We start from the raw sequence: 16,666 nt of genomic DNA, 5'->3' as shown, positions 1-16,666 counted from the left end.
ATTATTAATCAATAATTTTCGTATATTTGCACCAATTTAAAAGAAGTATTATGAAAAAAGTTATTTTAGCAGTAAGTGCGCTTATTCTTTCAGCGTGTAATCTGGGAAGTACTATTGCCAATACTACTGAAGAAGTAGCTAATAAGACAGCTACCAAAGCAGGAGAAATTCTTGGAGGAAGTACCAGAGGGTTTGCTGATGGTGTAGGTGAAGGATTGGATAAAGCAGGAAACTCCTTTATAAAACTCTCTGAAGATCTTAGCAAAAAAGGAATTAAACTGGGAGGACACAAAATAGAAAGTTTGTCTGGAAATGATAACAAAATCTCTGTATATTTCATCTTTGAAGAAGATTTTGCGGGCACCGTAACTGTAAAAGCATTTGACAAACAAATGCAAGAGGTAGGACGCCTCAAACAAGAAATTAGTGGTAAAAAAGATGATGCTGGTTATATAGATTTCGTATTTGATGAGCGTACCAATATTGATCCTAAATATACAATTTCCATAGAATAAAATAACCATAAAGTACTCAAAAAGAGGCTGTCCTTTTCGGATAGCCTCTTTCGATTTCTTAAGAATAGAAAATTATTTTACTAACTCAAAATCCAAGTGTCGCTTGATAAGGTCAGTATTCTTTACACGTATCCATACTTCATCTCCCAAGGTATAGCGCTTCTTACTCACCTCCCCTATCAGTGCATAAGCTTTTTCATCAAATACATAGTAATCGTCCTTAATATCACGAGCACGTATCATCCCCTCACACTTATTTTCTATAATTTCCACATAGATGCCAAACTCAGTAACTCCTGAAATCACTCCTAAGAACTCCTGATCCTTATGCTCCTCCATATACTTGATTTGCATATACTTAATAGAATCCCTCTCAGCAGAAGTAGCCAAGTTCTCCATCTGAGACGAATGCTTACATTTCTCTTCGTACTCAGCCTCATTTGCGGAGGCTTCTTTATCTAAATATCGCTGTAGCAAGCGATGTACCATCACATCCGGATAGCGGCGAATAGGCGAAGTAAAGTGAGTATAATCGTCAAAAGCCAAACCATAATGCCCAATATTATGAGTAGAATACGCTGCCTTGCTCATAGAGCGGATCGCCAAAGTATCTACCAAATTCTGTTCCTTCTTGCCGTGTACTTCTTCTAACAAGTGATTGATAGAGTGGGAAATATTCTTCTTATCCTTGAGGTTCAGGCGGTAACCAAAGCGAGAGATAACCCCCTGCATCTGTAGGAGTTTTTCCTCATCGGGGACATCGTGAATACGATAAACAAATGTTTTTTGGAGCTTAGAGGCATATTCGGCTACTTTTCGGTTAGCCAATAGCATAAACTCCTCAATAAGTTTGTTAGCTTCCTTACTCTCCTTAGTATATACTCCCAAGGGATTGTTATTCTCATCTAAGAGGAATTTTACTTCCAGTTTATCAAAAGAAATAGCCCCCGATTGCATACGTTTCTCACGAAGAATTTGCGCCAAGGCATTGAGCGAAAGAATAGCTTCTACTATCTCTTTAGAAACAGTATAGCTTCCTTCAGGACGAATAGAAATCTCTTGAGGCATCACAAAATCTGTTGGTTCTGTATGAGGAGTGGCAAAAGCTTCAATAACCGCCTGTGCTTCCTCATAAGCAAAACGTGCATCGGAGCGAATCACCGTACGTCCCAGCCAAGTATTACGAATTTCTGCCTTCGGAGAGAGTTCAAAGATAGCCGAGAAAGTATATTTTTCCTCTTCAGGGCGCAATGAACAAGCAAAGTTGGACAATACTTCAGGGAGCATAGGCACTACCCTATCTACCAAATATACCGAAGTGGCTCGCTGATAAGCCTCATCATCCAAAATCGTATTGGGCTGTACATAGTGAGAGACATCAGCTATGTGTACCCCTATCTCAAAGTTTCCATTCTCAAGTACTTGGAAAGAAAGTGCATCGTCAAAATCCTTAGCATCACGTGGATCTATGGTAAAAGTAAGCACTCCACGCATATCTCTACGCTTGGCAATCTCTTCCTCTTTGATAGAAGTATCTAAGCTCTGAGCATACGCCTCTACCTCTGCTGGAAATTCGTGAGGCAATCCATATTCAGCTAAAATAGCGTGTATTTCAGTATGATGTTCACCAGGTTTTCCAAGAACTTTCTCTACTACCCCATAAGGAGAATTGGCACGGGATGTCCATTGAGTAATTCGTACCAAAACTTTATCTCCGTCCTCAGCTCCATTACAGTCGTTTTTTGGAACGAAAATATCCGTATACATTCTACGGTCAGTAGGTATCACAAAAGCGAAATTTTTCTGCATCTGAACGATTCCTACAAAGGTAGTTCGCTTTCGTTCTATAATCTGGGTAATCTCTCCTTCTAGCTTTTCCCTACGGCGGGGAAATACATATACTTCTACCACATCACCGTGCAGTGCTTTGTTAAGTAAGTTATTAGGCACAAAAACATCTTGCTCCAAATCTTCACAAATCACATAAGCATTCCCATTGGAAGCCATATCCACCACTCCCCTATGGTAATAAGTAGCTTCTAAAGCCTGATACTGACCTTGAGTAATTTCACTGATATGAGATTGTTTGACTAATTTAGCCAAAGAAATAATCAAATCGTTCCGCATCTCAGTAGAAGTAGCCTTGAGTTTCTCAGCGATTTGCTTCCAAGAAAAACTTTTTCCACTATTCTTTTGAAGAATTACAAGGATATCCTTGCTGTAATCCTTATTTCTTTTCTTTTTCTGTTTAATTTTCTTTTTTGTCATAAGTTAAATGGTCTGTTCGACAAATATTATTTCGTAAGTGTATATAGAGAGTGCAAATATACAAAGATTTCATTTTTTGATTTAAAAAATTATTTTCAAACGAAATATCTTCTATAAATATAAAATAATTTCTTTTTAAAATAAAAAAATGATATTGATGATAAGGTGTGAATATAGATGAAAAAAATAATGAAAAAATGAGTAAGTAATTAGTTTAGTATTTTATCACGAGTTATTCACGAATATTGTATATAGTAAGTTACTGATTTATAGAATATCATATAAGTTATTCACTGTTTTATACAAGTGATGTTTGATAATTTTATAAATAAAAAATATGCTTACAAATCTACAAAAAAGCTTCTGAAAAGGTTGATAAAAAATTAAAAATAAATTTGTTTTATTTCATCAAGGTCTTGTATATACAAGTTTTCTAAAAAGGCAAGTTTTCTATTAATTTTTATAGGTAAATTATCAACAAAAAGTAGCTTATAAGCAATAATTGAAAATGAATCATTTAGAGAATTATCAACAAGCTATATGGATATTACAAATTCTATGCTAAAAACGTAATTAAAAGAATAATTACATAAGTTTAACAAAAGATTAAGTGTTAAAAAAAAGATTTTTTCAAAAAAAAGATGTTTCTTTGCCACTTGAATCAGTAAATTGTAAATAATGAAAAAAATACTCTTAAGTACACTTACTTTATTGTGTATAGCTTGTGATAAAACTTCTGTAAATAATACAGTGGAGAATATTCATTACACCAAAAGAAATCAAGCCGTTCTTAATAATAACAATAATACTAATGAGCCTAGTTATACTCTTCGTCAGTACTTACTGGATAATGGGTATGATACCAACAGAAATGGAGTTCTAGATACTAATGAGGTAACTGGTATTATTGTATTGAATGCTGCTAACAAAGATATTACTTCCTTAGATGGAATAGATAACCTTATATCACTTAATGAAGCAAACTTTTCAGGAAATAAAATCCGTACAGCTACCATAAGGGTAACCACGCTTGCTAATCTTAATCTAAGTAATAATAGGCTTAATCAGTTAGATATATCAGGAGCTACACGATTAGTGAACAAACTAAATATTACAGGGAATCCAGACTTACTTTGTGTGAAAGCAAGTAACAATCAGCGTAACCTCTTAACTTTGAGTAGTAATTTTGCTAAAGATAGCCAAACCACTATTTCAGAAAACTGTAATTAACAGATTAAAGTTTAGTTAAAAATTCTATTTATTAGAAATAAAATCGTACCTTTGCGCTGTTTCATAATATTGGAATTTATTGGTTAAAAAAAGGAATTGCCTCATAAGAGGCAATTTTTTTATCTTCACACAAAATATTTTTCTTCTTTTTAGGAATATTATTTTAAAAATACTAATTAATCTTCATTTTTAATTATTTATTTTGTATTTTTGCTCCTTAAAATTACTTCAAGAATGAAAATACGTCTTTTGCTTCTTTTGGCAAGCCTATCATTCTCTGTATATGGGCAGCAGGATAGTCTCTTACAGGAGTTACAACGCCAGGTCAAGGAATTAAAAATACAGCGTAGTCAGGATTCCTTGAAAGTAAATGTATTAAGTCAAGAGCTACAATCCTTATTACTTTTGGATACACGCCATATAGAAACGGAAAAGGATTCACTCTATAAAGCACAACGACAAGAAGAAATCAAGCGTATTTATTCCAAAGCCAATGGAGCACCTATACGCTTGGAGAATGATACAATTTATACAACTTTGGGGCTTTATTCTCCCTTAGAACGTGCCGAGTATACTGAAAAGAAACTTCGCAAACTCGTGGAACTTCCTATTTTCAGAAAAGATTCACTTAAGATAGACTCAAACAATAACCTACTGATGATAACTTATCAAGGAGAGTGGGTACAGGCTGTAAGTGAAGAAGATGCTATAATAGCACATCTCCCCCAAATAGAATTGGCTAAGTCATTACAAAATGATATTCTCAGAGCAGTAACCCAGTATAGAGAAGAGCACAGTATGCAGAAGCGTATTATGCGAATTGGTGAGCTGACACTATTGATACTCGCTATAGCTACATTCTTTTACTTATTAAATCTTCTCTTTAGAAAAATTCAACAGCTTCTTCTTAGGCACTCTTTCTTTGAAAAAGGAATAAAAATTAAGAACTATCAAATACTCAATAAGGAAAATATGAATTATATCCTTACTAAAGTATTGTTCTTATTGAAGTTAATTGTCTTTTTTATTGTTATTTTTGTAAGTATTCCTGTTGGGTTAAAACTTTTTCCTTCTACCCAACTATGGGCAGAAAGACTATTAAAGCTTATTTTAGATCCTCTTAGTCAGATAGGTACAGCTATAGTGGATTACTTGCCTAACTTAATCATCATAGGGATTATAATCCTTATTGGGCGTATGGTACTGAAACTAATGCGCTATTTTCTCTATGAAATAGAGCGAGGAGCTCTTAAAATAAAAGGATTTTATAAGGAATTTGCTAAGCCTACCTATAATATTCTTAGGATATTATTTATTTGCTTTATTTTTATTGTAATTTTCCCTTATCTACCAGGGTCAGGATCGTCGGCTTTTCAGGGAGTATCTATTTTCTTAGGGCTACTTATTTCCCTGGGTTCCTCCTCTACTATATCTAACGGAATGGCGGGGATATTCATTACCTATATGCGTGCCTTTCGGGAGAATGATTGGATCAAGGTAGGGGATTACATAGGGATGGTTATTCATAAAGATAGCTTAGTTACTCGCCTAAAAACTATTAATAATGAAGAGGTTACCGTACCTAATTCTATGATACTTTCTTCTTCCACGATGAATTTTTCTTCCATTGGTCGTACTAATGGACTGGTGGTAACTACCCAAGTGAAAGTACGCTATGATGCCCGCTTGGAGGATGTGGATGCGACTCTTATCGCCGCTGCACAAGCTACCAAGGGCGTAACAGATAAGATAACTCCTTATATATCATATCTCCCTCAATGAACTCAATGCTACCTATGAGATCAATGCGGTAACCTTTGAACCACAAAATATGTATATCATCAAGTCCGATCTTATCAAGAATATTTATAATGCCTTTAGAGAGCGAAATATAGAACTCACCTCTATAGAATATGTAGAACTAAGAAAATATGAAAAAGTATAGTATTCTTTTATCTCTTTTATTACTCTCTTGTAGAGAAAATACTCCTAATACGGATAGTGTAGATGCAAATAGTGTAGTTATGGAAGAACAAATAAATTCTTCTATAGATACAACTCTTTTGGTAAAAAATTTCAGAAGTCAATTGTTACCTGATAAAGAACTAAGCCTTGATCACTATTACAATGATGTTGTTTTGATTAAAAAAATCACTCCTACTACTTTAACAGTTGAAAAGAATGGAAAAGAAATAAGTTTTCCTGTAGAAGCTGAAAGTATGACCTATATGGACTTGGACTATTCAGTGGGACAATATGTAGTTATACGATGGAAAATAATTATAGACAATGGAAAAATAACTGAAGTTCTTGAAAATATAGGGAAATTCAATAGAAGTAGTGATTTACGAAGAGATCAAGTACTTGAAATAGGAAAAATATACAAGGATACAGTTGTTTTTTTAGAAAATATTACAGATTATGATTATTTCTTTTTCTTAGTTTCTAAAGAAAAGGATACTGTCGGGATTATTTACTATGATGATGAAATTCCTTTCCGAAAAGGAGATACAATAGCACTCCAATGGAAAATGGATAGTATAGATATAGCAGGAGAAGGTATCTTGAGTTTTCAAGAATGGTATGTATCAGGTAAAAAAATAGGTCATAAAACTAAAAAATAAAAGGTGGCATATATTCATTCCTATAATTGTGTAACTCCCTTAGGGATTACAGTACAAGAAAATGTAGAAGCTCTTTTACAGGGACAGGTAGGTATACAGTTTTACCCTCATTTTGGGAGTCTTTCGGATATATATTTAGGAAAAATACCTTCTCAGATGATAGAAGATGCTTTTCCCTATGTAAGCCCTTCAATGGAATTGTCTTGGCTGGAGCGGCTAACTCTTCTAGCGGTGCTACCTTTTGTACCTATGATATTTACTAGAGAACGAACGGCTTTTGTATTTGCTACTACCAAAGGGAATATATCAAAATTGAATACTTCTTCAGATGGAGATACTTTGCCCTACCTTACTAAAATAGCTAAAAAAATAGCTTCTTTCATAGGAATAAAAACGGAACCTATAGTGGTATCCAATGCTTGTGTATCCGGAGCAATGGCGGTTTCAGTAGCTGATAGGCTTATTAGAATGGGAAGCTATGATAATGCTCTTGTGGTAGCAGCCGATGAGGTTTCAGAATTTGTTCTTTCGGGATTTCAATCTTTTCAAGCGGTGAGTTCCAAGCCTTGCCGCCCATATGATAAAGAACGTGATGGAATTACCCTTGGTGAAGCCACTGCTGCACTATTTCTTACCAAAGAAGAATTTGGAGCTCAAGGAGAGATTCTTAGCAGTAGTTCTATCAATGATGCGAATCATATATCAGGTCCCTCTCGTACAGGTGAAGGCTTATTTTTAAGTATTCAGAATGCTTTAAGGCAAGCCTCTTTAGAGGCTTCGCAGATAGACTTAATCAATGCTCACGGAACAGGAACCCTTTATAATGACGAAATGGAATCTATAGCCTTTTTTCGATCAGGCTTGCAAGAGACACCTTTGAATAGCTATAAGGGATATTTTGGTCATACCTTAGCTGCTTCGGGTTTGTTGGAATTAGTTTTGAGTATTGCATTGGCAAAAGAAGGAAAAGCCATACGCAGTGAGGGTTTTTCTAACTTAGGAGTATCCTATCCATTGCATATTATTGAGCAAACCTGTGAGCTTCCTATCACTTATCTGCTCAAGACTGCTTCAGGCTTTGGAGGTAGTAATACAGCAATAATAACAAAAATAATATAAATTTAAAATATAGAAATGGAAATTACCCAAGAGAACAGAAAATGGTTAGATGACTTACAGCTTACACACCCTGTAGTTATCGCAGGTCCTTGTAGTGCAGAGACCCAAGAACAAGTCCTGAGCATAGCTCATAGCCTGAAGGATACCGATGTATCCTACTATAGAGCAGGAATCTGGAAACCACGTACCCGCCCTGGAATGTTTGAAGGAGTGGGAGCTTTAGGACTTAAGTGGCTTGAGCGCGTCAAGGAAGAAACGGGATTGAAAATCGCTACTGAGGTAGCCAACAAAGACCATATAGAGCTAGCACTACAGCATAATGTAGATATGCTTTGGATAGGCGCACGATCTACAGTGAGTCCTTTTATCATTCAAGAAATAGCAGACGCTCTACAAGGTACTGATAAAATAGTCCTAGTGAAGAATCCCGTAAACCCCGATTTAGCCTTATGGATAGGTGCTTTGGAACGCCTTCAGCGTGCAAATATCAAGAAACTAGGGGTAATTCATAGGGGATTTTCTACTTATGAAAAAACAAAATACAGAAATATTCCTGAATGGCAATTGGTTATAGAGCTACAGAGTCGTTTTCCTCAGCTTCCTATCATCTGTGATCCTTCTCATATTACAGGAAAGCGTGAATTGATTTTTGAAGTATCTCAGACGGCTCTGAACCTGAATTTTGATGGACTAATGATAGAAACTCACTCTACGCCTGATGAGGCTTGGAGTGATGCTACTCAGCAGGTAACTCCTGAGAGTTTGGTACAGATTATGCAGGACTTACGTATTCGAAGAAGAACTACAGATGAAGAGGCTTTTCAAAGTACGCTCCAACAGTTACGTGCTCAGATAGATATTTTAGATGAACAACTACTTGATATTCTTAAAAAGCGTATGGAAGCTTCTGACCATATAGGGAAGCTTAAGCGAGAAGTAAATGTGGCTATCCTACAGAATAAGCGTTGGAATGAAGCTCTTGAGCGAATGCTTCAGACAGGAAAGGAAAAGGGGTTAAGTGATGAATTTATTGAAAAACTCTTCAAGGCAATCCATCAAGAGTCAATTAATAGGCAAGAATCTGTATTTAGGAATTAGAAAAATATAGGAGGCACATACAATGCCTCCTATTGAATTTAAAAACAAAATAAAATGATGATATTTAGAAAACAAAAAAGAATTTTCTATTCTACGTGTTTGTAAGCCTTATAGGAAGAACGTACTAAGGCACTACTTTCAAAATGCCTAAAACCAAGTTCATCTCCTATTTTCTTGTATTTTTGGAACTGATCAGGAGTAATGAACTGTTTTACAGGCAAGTGCTTTTTAGAAGGTTGTAAGTATTGCCCAATGGTAACTATATCCACCTTAGCTTCCTTTAGGTCATAAAGGGTTTGGATAACTTCTTCTTCTGTTTCTCCTAGTCCTAACATTATACCCGATTTGGTACGGCGTGCTCCATTCTCTTTTAGGTAACGAAGTACTCCTAAGCTACGGTCATATTGAGCTTGGATACGTACTTCCCGAGTGAGCCTACGTACGGTTTCCATATTATGAGAGATTACCTCAGGAGCAACAGCAAGAATACGGTTAAGATTCCTTTCTACTCCTTGAAAGTCAGGGATGAGGGTCTCTAGAGTAGTTTTAGGATTCATTCTACGAATAGCTTTGACAGTTTCAGCCCAGAGAATACTACCCATATCCTTGAGGTCATCCCTATCTACAGAAGTAATCACTGCGTGTGTGATGTTCATTAGCTTGATAGAACGAGCCACTTTCTCAGGTTCTTCCCAATCAAGAGAATCAGGACGACCTGTTTTCACTCCACAGAAGCCACAAGAACGGGTACAGATATTTCCTAGAATCATAAAAGTAGCAGTTCCGTGTCCCCAACATTCTCCCATATTAGGACAACTTCCAGAGGTACAAATGGTATTAAGCTGATATTTATCTACTAAGCTACGTAATTCGGTATATTTTTTCCCTGTAGGTAGCTTTACTCTAAGCCATTGAGGTTTAGCTTGTTTTTCAGTAGCTACAGAAGGTGTTGTTGTTTCTGTACTCATTTTTTTGTATTTACAAAAATAGACTGCAAAGGTAGTGATTTTTTCAGAAAAATATTGTAATTTTGGCGAAAAATTGATTTTTGTATTTTCTTACAGAACTTAGGAAAAATATTGTATATGTTTAAGAGACCTTTTTCGTTCAAGGGGCGTATTCGCCGTACAGAATTATGGCTATCTATTTTTCTGTCTAATTTGGCTTTATCAATACTGATTTCATTGACATCGACACGGAATGAAAATATTATGGGTATTTTTATTCTGTTTTTTGAAATTTTCCATTTTTGGTTTGCATTGGCACAGTTGGTTAAGCGAAGCCACGATATAGGCAATAGTGGTTGGTTAGTAATCTTTCCTATTTATAATCCTTTTGTTCTTCTTTTTATGGAAGGCAATAAAGGAGCAAATAGATATGGAGAAGATCCCAAGGAACAGAAAGCTCCTCTTACAGAGAAAACAACAGTAGTCTTTGAAGAACCTATACAGGAGGAGACTATTGTTCCTACTATGGAGCCTGTTCAAGAGCCTATAATAGAGGTAGTTCCAGAACCAGCTCCTATTGAGGAAAAAAGGGAAATATCTCCTAATGATTATGTACTTAGTACTGATGGGAAAACACTCAAGAGATGGCTCAGGATTAAAGCCTCTACTATTGATATGCAATCCGATCCTTACTTAAGCAAAGTTATCACTATTAATAGCGGAGCTTTCTCTGCTTGTGCCGATTTGTATACCTTAATACTTCCTCAAGGACTAACTACGATTCATAAGTATGCTTTTGATGGTTGTAATGCCCTTAAGCAAATTACTTTCCCTAGTAGTGTTACTTTCTTGGGAGAATATCTTTTTGGGGAAGCCTGTCCTGAAGTAATTACCCTTCAAGGGAATGAACCACCTGAGCTAGCAGGTGAGCTTACTCATAATGATCATCCACTACAGGCTATTTATGTGAATATGGGCTATATAGGTACTTACAGAAATACAGAAGGTTGGCAAAAATACGCGAAAAGTATTAATAAAATAGAAAAATAATGAAAAGAATATCCCTTATTGCCAATTCGGGCATCCAATATATCAAATTCACTACAGAAATTAATAAAGATTTTGGAAAAATTCCTGAGAATAAGATTTATTATCGGGATTCTTTTGATATAAATACCGATGAATATGTATTAGACCCTCTTTTTAAATATACAAAAGATGGAGATTCTGTATTTTTTAGAAAGCAAGAACTCTATCAAGGGGATTATCTTGCCAATGGTCGGATTAAGGAGGATATGGACTTATCACTACTACAATCTTTCTATACGGCAGATGAGGAATCCAATCTCTCTCATACATTGAAGACTTTCCGAAGAAAATGGATTCCATTACCTTATTTCAAGGATAATTCTATTAATAAGGATGTCCTATACCCTACCGATTGGGTGAGAGTTTTTGTCGATTATGATGAGGAATTCACTACTGCTAAGGTGATTATTGCAGTGGATACGCTTTTGGCACAGAATGAAAATGATAGAACGAGCCCACAATTGAGCTTGAATAGAGATGAAAACCTCTTTAAGCTTTCGGATTCGGACTTGAATATAGCCAATGTACTCTCCGACCCTCATTTTTCTTCCAAATGGATTGATAAGTATATAGCAGACATTTTCTATGGAAAGAATGAGGAAAACCGTTATGATAAGCCTTATAAGCGTTATGTAGCAAGGTATTTGTTCTTTATCAAGTGGTTAGGAAGCCTAATGCAAATTCCTGAAATTCAGCTTTTCACCGATAGGATGAAGAAAAAGGAAGTAGATTTAGTAATTGATGTAGGAAACTCTGCTACTTGTGCTTTGCTTTTTGAAAATAAAGATGATAATTCTTTTGATTTTGAAAGTGTTAAGAAGCTTATTATTCAGGATTATACCCAGCCTGATAAGGAATATGCAGAGCCTTTTCCTATGAATGTTGTTTTCTCAGAATCAAAATTTGGAGAAATCAATGATACTTCTGATAATAAGAAATTTACTGTACCCAGCCTAGTGAGAATTGGCTGGGAAGCAGAAGAATTGATCAATTCTTCTGTAACAGATCTTTCTTTGGGTTATGAACTGAAAACATATAATTCCAGCCCTAAGCGTTATCTGTGGGATGATATTCCTTCTGATAGAGAATGGGAATTCAACCCTAAGGATTATAGAAATATTAGAAAAGTATATCTTAATGGAATTACCAACCAGCTCAGGACGGATGGAGAGCTAGTTAAGAGGAATGAGATGTTTATGTCCAAGCCTATGTTCTCAAGGAAATCGCTAATGAAGTTTGTATTCCTAGAGATTCTGGTACACGCTTATACTCAGATTAACTCCTATGCTTTCAGGGAAGAGCACGGTCAAATGACGATTCCACGTACTCTCAAGCGTATCACCCTCTCCTGCCCTACCGCAATGATTCAAGCCGAACAGGTAGCGCTACGAGAAGCGGCGGAAGAGGCTTGTGAGCTACTGAAAAATTACGCTACTTACTATTTCGATGGAAATTATGAGAATTTCTGGTTTGAGAAACCTGAAATCATTCCTGCTACTTCCGATATCAAGAAGAAACTTTCTGATTTGGAAAGCCGTAAGGACTGGAGTTATGATGAGGCTACTTGTTGCCAGCTCGTATTCCTCTATAGCCTGATAGTTAAGAAGCTCAAAGGGAATAACTATGTGATTGATAATTACTTATTCAAAGGAAAACCCTCACTTAAAGTAGCCTCGGTGGATATAGGAGCAGGAACCACAGATATCCTTGTACATCAATACACCCTTACAGAGAACGGAAAGGATTCGGATTTGCTCAAGCCTACTCCCCTCTTCTGGGATAGCTTTAAGTTTGCCGGTGATGACCTGTTAAAGGAAATTATCCAGAAAATTATTATAGAAGGAGAAGAGAAAACTCCTGCTGAGGAAGGAGCTTCGGGGGTAATTCAGAACTATGGTATACGGCAAGGAATTACCAATATGTCCGAACGGCTCAATAGCTTCTTTGGGGAAGATACCAATCAAATGGGATACAAAGGAAGGGTGATTAGGCAGGCTTTTGTACATCAGGTAGCTATTCCGATAGCTTTGGCTTACTTAAAAAGTGCCAATAAGAGCGAAGGGACTCCTGAAATTAAAAAATTCGAGGAAATCATAGGTAAAAAATTCCAGAATAAAGAGCTTTTGAATAGCTTTGAGAAGCATTTTGGCTTTGATTTATTAGAAATTCCTTGGAAAATAGATCCTGAGCGTGTCAATGCGATAGTTACTTCAGTATTTGATGCTCTAATTAGGCAAATATGTGTGGTATTTAATCAATTCCAGTGTGATTTTGTGGTGCTTTCAGGTAAGCCCGCTTCTTTGGGAAGTTTTGAGAATATTTTCAAGAAATACTTGACGATTTCTCCTAGTAATCTGATTAACCTTAATACGTATTGGATAGGACGTTGGTATCCTTTCGCCGATGGAAATGGTTTCATTACCGATCCTAAGACGGTGGTAAGTGTAGGGGCTATTGTTGCTTTGATGGCAGGAAAGCTATTTAAAATCAAGGAGTTGAAAATAGATACCTCAGAAGTAACCCAGAAATTAATCTCTACAGCCGATTACATTGTTCGAATTACAGATAATAATAAAGAAACAATTCTCTCTCCTAAGAAAAATGACAATGAATTGGAAGTGAGTACAATACCTTTTCATTTTGGGTATTCTAAATATCTGGCGAAGAACTATCCTTATGCAGACTTGTATAGTATCCGAATGGACGAAAAGGAAATAGAAGCTCATATAAGGAGAAAGTACCCTTCACAGGATCAGAACTTCATCAAGGAGCAAATAGAAAAAGAAAAGAATACTATCCGTCAGAACTTACCTCTAAAGGTAGAACTATCACGTGATTATGAGGAAAGCAAAGAGGTGATCCAGATTACTCGTGTGGAAGATGCTCAGGGAAATGATAAGCCTAATAAATACTTTACACTCCATTACCAAACCCTTGAAGATGAGAAGGGGTATTGGTTGGACAAATGTGAATTTATTTTAAATGCAAAGTAAAATGAGGACAAACTATTCAACAGAAGATATAGCTCAGATAAAGAACTTCATACACCAAAAACAATCCGTAGTGAGGGCTACTGTCCAGTGGGTGGAGAAGAATCTTAAGTATGAGCAACGTAATGAGATTCTCTTACAGCTCAAAGGAGCTACCAATACTTTCCATAAGATATTACAGCATATAGATGCCAAGCCTGTAATGGCTCTTTTTGGGGCTAGCCAAGTGGGTAAATCTTACCTGATTAAGAACTTACTTTCCACCGAAGGGCATCCTTTTGAAATTAGTAGTGGAGGGGTTGCTTATGATTTTCTTCAGAAGATTAATCCTGCGGGAGGTAAGGAGAGTACAGGCTTGGTAACTCGCTTTACTATAGGTGAAGAGGTTAAGTATCCGGACTTTCCCTTGAAAGTAAAATTACTTTCTCCTAAGGATATTTTGATAATTATTCTAGATGCTTTCTTCTTGGATTTGAAGGAGATTACGTCTTTTATCAGTAAGCGAGAACTAGAGGCACATCTACAGCGTTTTGAGCTACAGGAGACTCAGATAGCTCAGGAAGTTCTTACGGAGTTTGATATTCTAGAAATAAGAGACTACTTTAAGCTTCATCTCTCCAAATATACACTATTATTTGAAGGACTAGGAGAGACTCATTTTTTCCAACGAATAGCTAAGATTATATCCCGTTTTGATCATACTCATTGGGGGAATATCTTTGAGGTGTTATGGAATAGAAATACACATCTTACGACCATCTTTAATGAGATTATCCATCATCTTTCCTTGACGGATTATGCTAAGGAAGCCTATCTGAAGTTTGATACTGTTCTTCGGGAAGAAGGAGCTATTCTCGATGTGGAACGTATCAAGCAATTAGGAAAGGAACATAAGCAAACCTTGATTAAGACTGCCCAAGGGAAAGAGGTAAATATAGACCTGAATTACCTTTCGGTACTCACAATGGAACTTACTTTTTCTATTCCTTTGACACTCTTGGAAGCGAAACCTTTTCTACAGAATTCAGACTTGCTAGACTTTCCAGGAGCACGCTCTCGATTGGCTATTGAGGAAGAAGGAATTGCTAATGAGGATAACCAAAAACAAATGCTTCTGCGAGGGAAAGTATCCTATTTGTTCAATAAGTATTCTGATGATTATAGTATTAATAACCTCCTTTTCTGTAATAATGATAAGCAATTGGAAGTCAATGAGCTTTCCTATTTGTTATTCAATTGGATTGCTAAGAATATAGGAAGTAATCAGCAGGAACGGACACTTGCTTTGGCAAATGCCCCCGTACCTCCTCTATTTGTCATTTATACGTTTTTTAACGAACAAATATCCTATAAGGACGGTGCGGATAATGAGTATAGGGAGGACTACACCAAGCTCAACCATAAGTGGAAGGCAAGGTTTAATGCTATCTTCGAGGGAGAAATCGTAACCAATTCCCGTGATTGGCATACCAAATGGTCTTCACAATCCCCTTATTTTAAGAATATGTACTTGTTAAGGGATTTCAACTATTCTAAGCTTACTTATGAGGGCTTTGAGACGGAGAAAAGAGAAACAGGATTGCGACCTGAACGACAGGACTTTATGAATGCTTTACGACAGTCATTTGTAGAATTTGACTTTGTAAAACAACACTTTGAGAATCCTCACAAGTCTTGGGAAGCAGCTACCGCAGTGGGTAAAGATGGTTCAGAACTTATTGTAGAAAATCTTGAAAAAGTGTCTAATAATCTGATCAAGGTAAATCACTATATCGCTTTGCTTAATGAGACTCTTAGAGGACTTTCTCAGGCACTTCTTGCTTTTGTACATACAGATGACATTTCAGCAATGCGAACTAAGAATATGCAATTAGTCAGTCAGTTCCAATTACAATTTAATATGGCACTTACTCGAGACTTCTCGCTTTTTAATAAGTTTGTACAACAGCTCAGTGTAAGCCCTATAACCCTTTATAACTTGCTGAATGAGCATTTGCTAATAGATGTAGAAGAACAGACCCATAAGAACTTAGATGCCGCTACTATCCTCCATACCCAATATCCTCATTTACAGACTGCTACTACTGAGGAAGAGGTCGTAGCGATTCTTAAGGAAAATATGTGGCTTTCCAGTAAGCAAGAGGTGGAACAACAGCTGGAACTCTATGGCATAAAGCTTACCGACCTATTCACTCCTGTTCAGAGCAAGAGCAAATCCCAGTACTATACCCAGCTCTTGATAGAACATTGGTTCAAGCAGATGGACGAGAACAAATGGGAGGATTTCACTCGATATAATATTACTAAGAATAATATAGAAGCCATTACAGACCATTATAAAACTCTTATTAAGAAGCGAAATATCCCTGAAAAGCTCATTAAGATATTTGATAATAGAGTGTCAGAAATTAAAGGAATACAAGGAGAAGAAGTATTTATGGCAGAGACATTTGCCTTGCTTATCAATGATATAGTTTATAACTTCGATATGCAGTTTCTCTCAGGAGAAGAAAGCCGTGAAATTAAGGAGATGGATACCCGCAAGAGCTATATCTATTTCCAGCAAACCTCCCCTACCGATGATGTTACTCTAGCAAGCCTCTTTGATAATGATAAGATGAATGTAAATTCGGTAGCCTTAGAGAAATATAATCGTTGGATAGAGTTCTTACGTATTTCCTTGCTTATCAATAGTGGCTTCATCACCTATGATGAGGCTGAGAACAATGCTCTCAAGGACTTATTAGCTCAATATACCGACCTGAAGATAGACAACTAACCTTTTG

Annotated in this window: 11 protein-coding genes; 9 read left to right on the top strand and 2 right to left on the bottom strand. The window is 36.3% G+C overall.

Going from position 1 to position 16,666, the window contains the following annotated elements:
* Nucleotides 1-50: 50 nt before the first annotated feature.
* A complete protein-coding gene (locus RYK20_RS00570; protein WP_314894027.1) occupies nucleotides 51-515 on the top strand; it encodes a hypothetical protein in 465 nt (154 codons plus the stop codon).
* Between the two features lie 72 nt (nucleotides 516-587).
* On the opposite strand, the gene rnr is transcribed toward RYK20_RS00570, so the two are convergent.
* Nucleotides 588-2,783, bottom strand: coding sequence for a ribonuclease R (gene rnr / locus RYK20_RS00565; RefSeq protein WP_314894026.1), 2,196 nt, complete (start codon nucleotides 2,781-2,783; stop codon nucleotides 588-590).
* A gap of 678 nt (nucleotides 2,784-3,461) precedes the next feature.
* On the opposite strand from rnr, the gene RYK20_RS00560 reads away from it, so the two are divergent.
* The 5 genes from RYK20_RS00560 to RYK20_RS00540 all read left to right on the top strand — a co-directional run bounded on the left by RYK20_RS00560 (nucleotide 3,462) and on the right by RYK20_RS00540 (nucleotide 8,854).
* On the top strand, nucleotides 3,462-4,013 hold the full coding sequence (locus RYK20_RS00560) for a hypothetical protein (RefSeq protein WP_314894025.1): 552 nt from the start codon (nucleotides 3,462-3,464) through the stop codon (nucleotides 4,011-4,013).
* Between the two features lie 234 nt (nucleotides 4,014-4,247).
* A complete protein-coding gene (locus RYK20_RS00555; RefSeq protein ID WP_314894024.1) occupies nucleotides 4,248-5,795 on the top strand; it encodes a mechanosensitive ion channel domain-containing protein in 1,548 nt (515 codons plus the stop codon).
* 149 nt (nucleotides 5,796-5,944) lie between these two features.
* Complete coding sequence (locus RYK20_RS00550) at nucleotides 5,945-6,637, top strand: hypothetical protein (protein ID WP_314894023.1); 693 nt, start codon at nucleotides 5,945-5,947, stop codon at nucleotides 6,635-6,637.
* Between the two features lie 3 nt (nucleotides 6,638-6,640).
* Complete coding sequence (locus RYK20_RS00545) at nucleotides 6,641-7,756, top strand: beta-ketoacyl synthase N-terminal-like domain-containing protein (protein WP_314894022.1); 1,116 nt, start codon at nucleotides 6,641-6,643, stop codon at nucleotides 7,754-7,756.
* 15 nt (nucleotides 7,757-7,771) lie between these two features.
* Nucleotides 7,772-8,854 carry a bifunctional 3-deoxy-7-phosphoheptulonate synthase/chorismate mutase type II gene (locus RYK20_RS00540; RefSeq protein WP_314894021.1) on the top strand — a complete coding sequence of 361 codons (1,083 nt, stop codon included), beginning with the start codon at nucleotides 7,772-7,774 and terminating at the stop codon, nucleotides 8,852-8,854.
* Nucleotides 8,855-8,940: 86 nt separating this feature from the next.
* On the opposite strand, the gene lipA is transcribed toward RYK20_RS00540, so the two are convergent.
* Nucleotides 8,941-9,822, bottom strand: coding sequence for a lipoyl synthase (lipA, locus tag RYK20_RS00535; RefSeq protein WP_297978604.1), 882 nt, complete (start codon nucleotides 9,820-9,822; stop codon nucleotides 8,941-8,943).
* A gap of 117 nt (nucleotides 9,823-9,939) precedes the next feature.
* On the opposite strand from lipA, the gene RYK20_RS00530 reads away from it, so the two are divergent.
* From RYK20_RS00530 to RYK20_RS00520, 3 genes are read left to right on the top strand one after another with little or no spacing between them, the layout of a single operon-like run.
* On the top strand, nucleotides 9,940-10,851 hold the full coding sequence (locus RYK20_RS00530; RefSeq protein WP_314894020.1) for a DUF805 domain-containing protein: 912 nt from the start codon (nucleotides 9,940-9,942) through the stop codon (nucleotides 10,849-10,851).
* Nucleotides 10,851-13,883 carry a virulence factor SrfB gene (locus RYK20_RS00525; protein WP_314894019.1) on the top strand — a complete coding sequence of 1,011 codons (3,033 nt, stop codon included), beginning with the start codon at nucleotides 10,851-10,853 and terminating at the stop codon, nucleotides 13,881-13,883. The genes RYK20_RS00530 and RYK20_RS00525 overlap by 1 nt, the downstream gene beginning before the upstream one ends.
* Nucleotide 13,884: 1 nt before the next feature.
* Nucleotides 13,885-16,659 (top strand): virulence factor SrfC family protein, encoded by a 2,775-nt coding sequence (locus RYK20_RS00520; protein ID WP_314894018.1) that lies wholly within the window; start codon nucleotides 13,885-13,887, stop codon nucleotides 16,657-16,659.
* Nucleotides 16,660-16,666: the final 7 nt, after the last annotated feature.

The organism is uncultured Capnocytophaga sp. (assembly GCF_963525585.1).
GTDB lineage: Bacteria > Bacteroidota > Bacteroidia > Flavobacteriales > Flavobacteriaceae > Capnocytophaga.
This window is presented reverse-complemented; position numbering and strand designations above follow the sequence as displayed.

Excerpts from the sequence above, each read along its gene's own strand:
- RYK20_RS00570 (WP_314894027.1), top strand. The coding sequence starts at position 51 with ATGAAAAAAGTTATTTTAGCAGTAAGTGCGCTTATTCTTTCAGCGTGT.
- rnr (WP_314894026.1), bottom strand. The coding sequence starts at position 2,783 with ATGACAAAAAAGAAAATTAAACAGAAAAAGAAAAGAAATAAGGATTAC.
- RYK20_RS00560 (WP_314894025.1), top strand. The coding sequence starts at position 3,462 with ATGAAAAAAATACTCTTAAGTACACTTACTTTATTGTGTATAGCTTGT.
- RYK20_RS00555 (WP_314894024.1), top strand. The coding sequence starts at position 4,248 with ATGAAAATACGTCTTTTGCTTCTTTTGGCAAGCCTATCATTCTCTGTA.
- RYK20_RS00550 (WP_314894023.1), top strand. The coding sequence starts at position 5,945 with ATGAAAAAGTATAGTATTCTTTTATCTCTTTTATTACTCTCTTGTAGA.
- RYK20_RS00540 (WP_314894021.1), top strand. The coding sequence starts at position 7,772 with ATGGAAATTACCCAAGAGAACAGAAAATGGTTAGATGACTTACAGCTT.
- lipA (WP_297978604.1), bottom strand. The coding sequence starts at position 9,822 with ATGAGTACAGAAACAACAACACCTTCTGTAGCTACTGAAAAACAAGCT.
- RYK20_RS00530 (WP_314894020.1), top strand. The coding sequence starts at position 9,940 with ATGTTTAAGAGACCTTTTTCGTTCAAGGGGCGTATTCGCCGTACAGAA.
- RYK20_RS00525 (WP_314894019.1), top strand. The coding sequence starts at position 10,851 with ATGAAAAGAATATCCCTTATTGCCAATTCGGGCATCCAATATATCAAA.
- RYK20_RS00520 (WP_314894018.1), top strand. The coding sequence starts at position 13,885 with ATGAGGACAAACTATTCAACAGAAGATATAGCTCAGATAAAGAACTTC.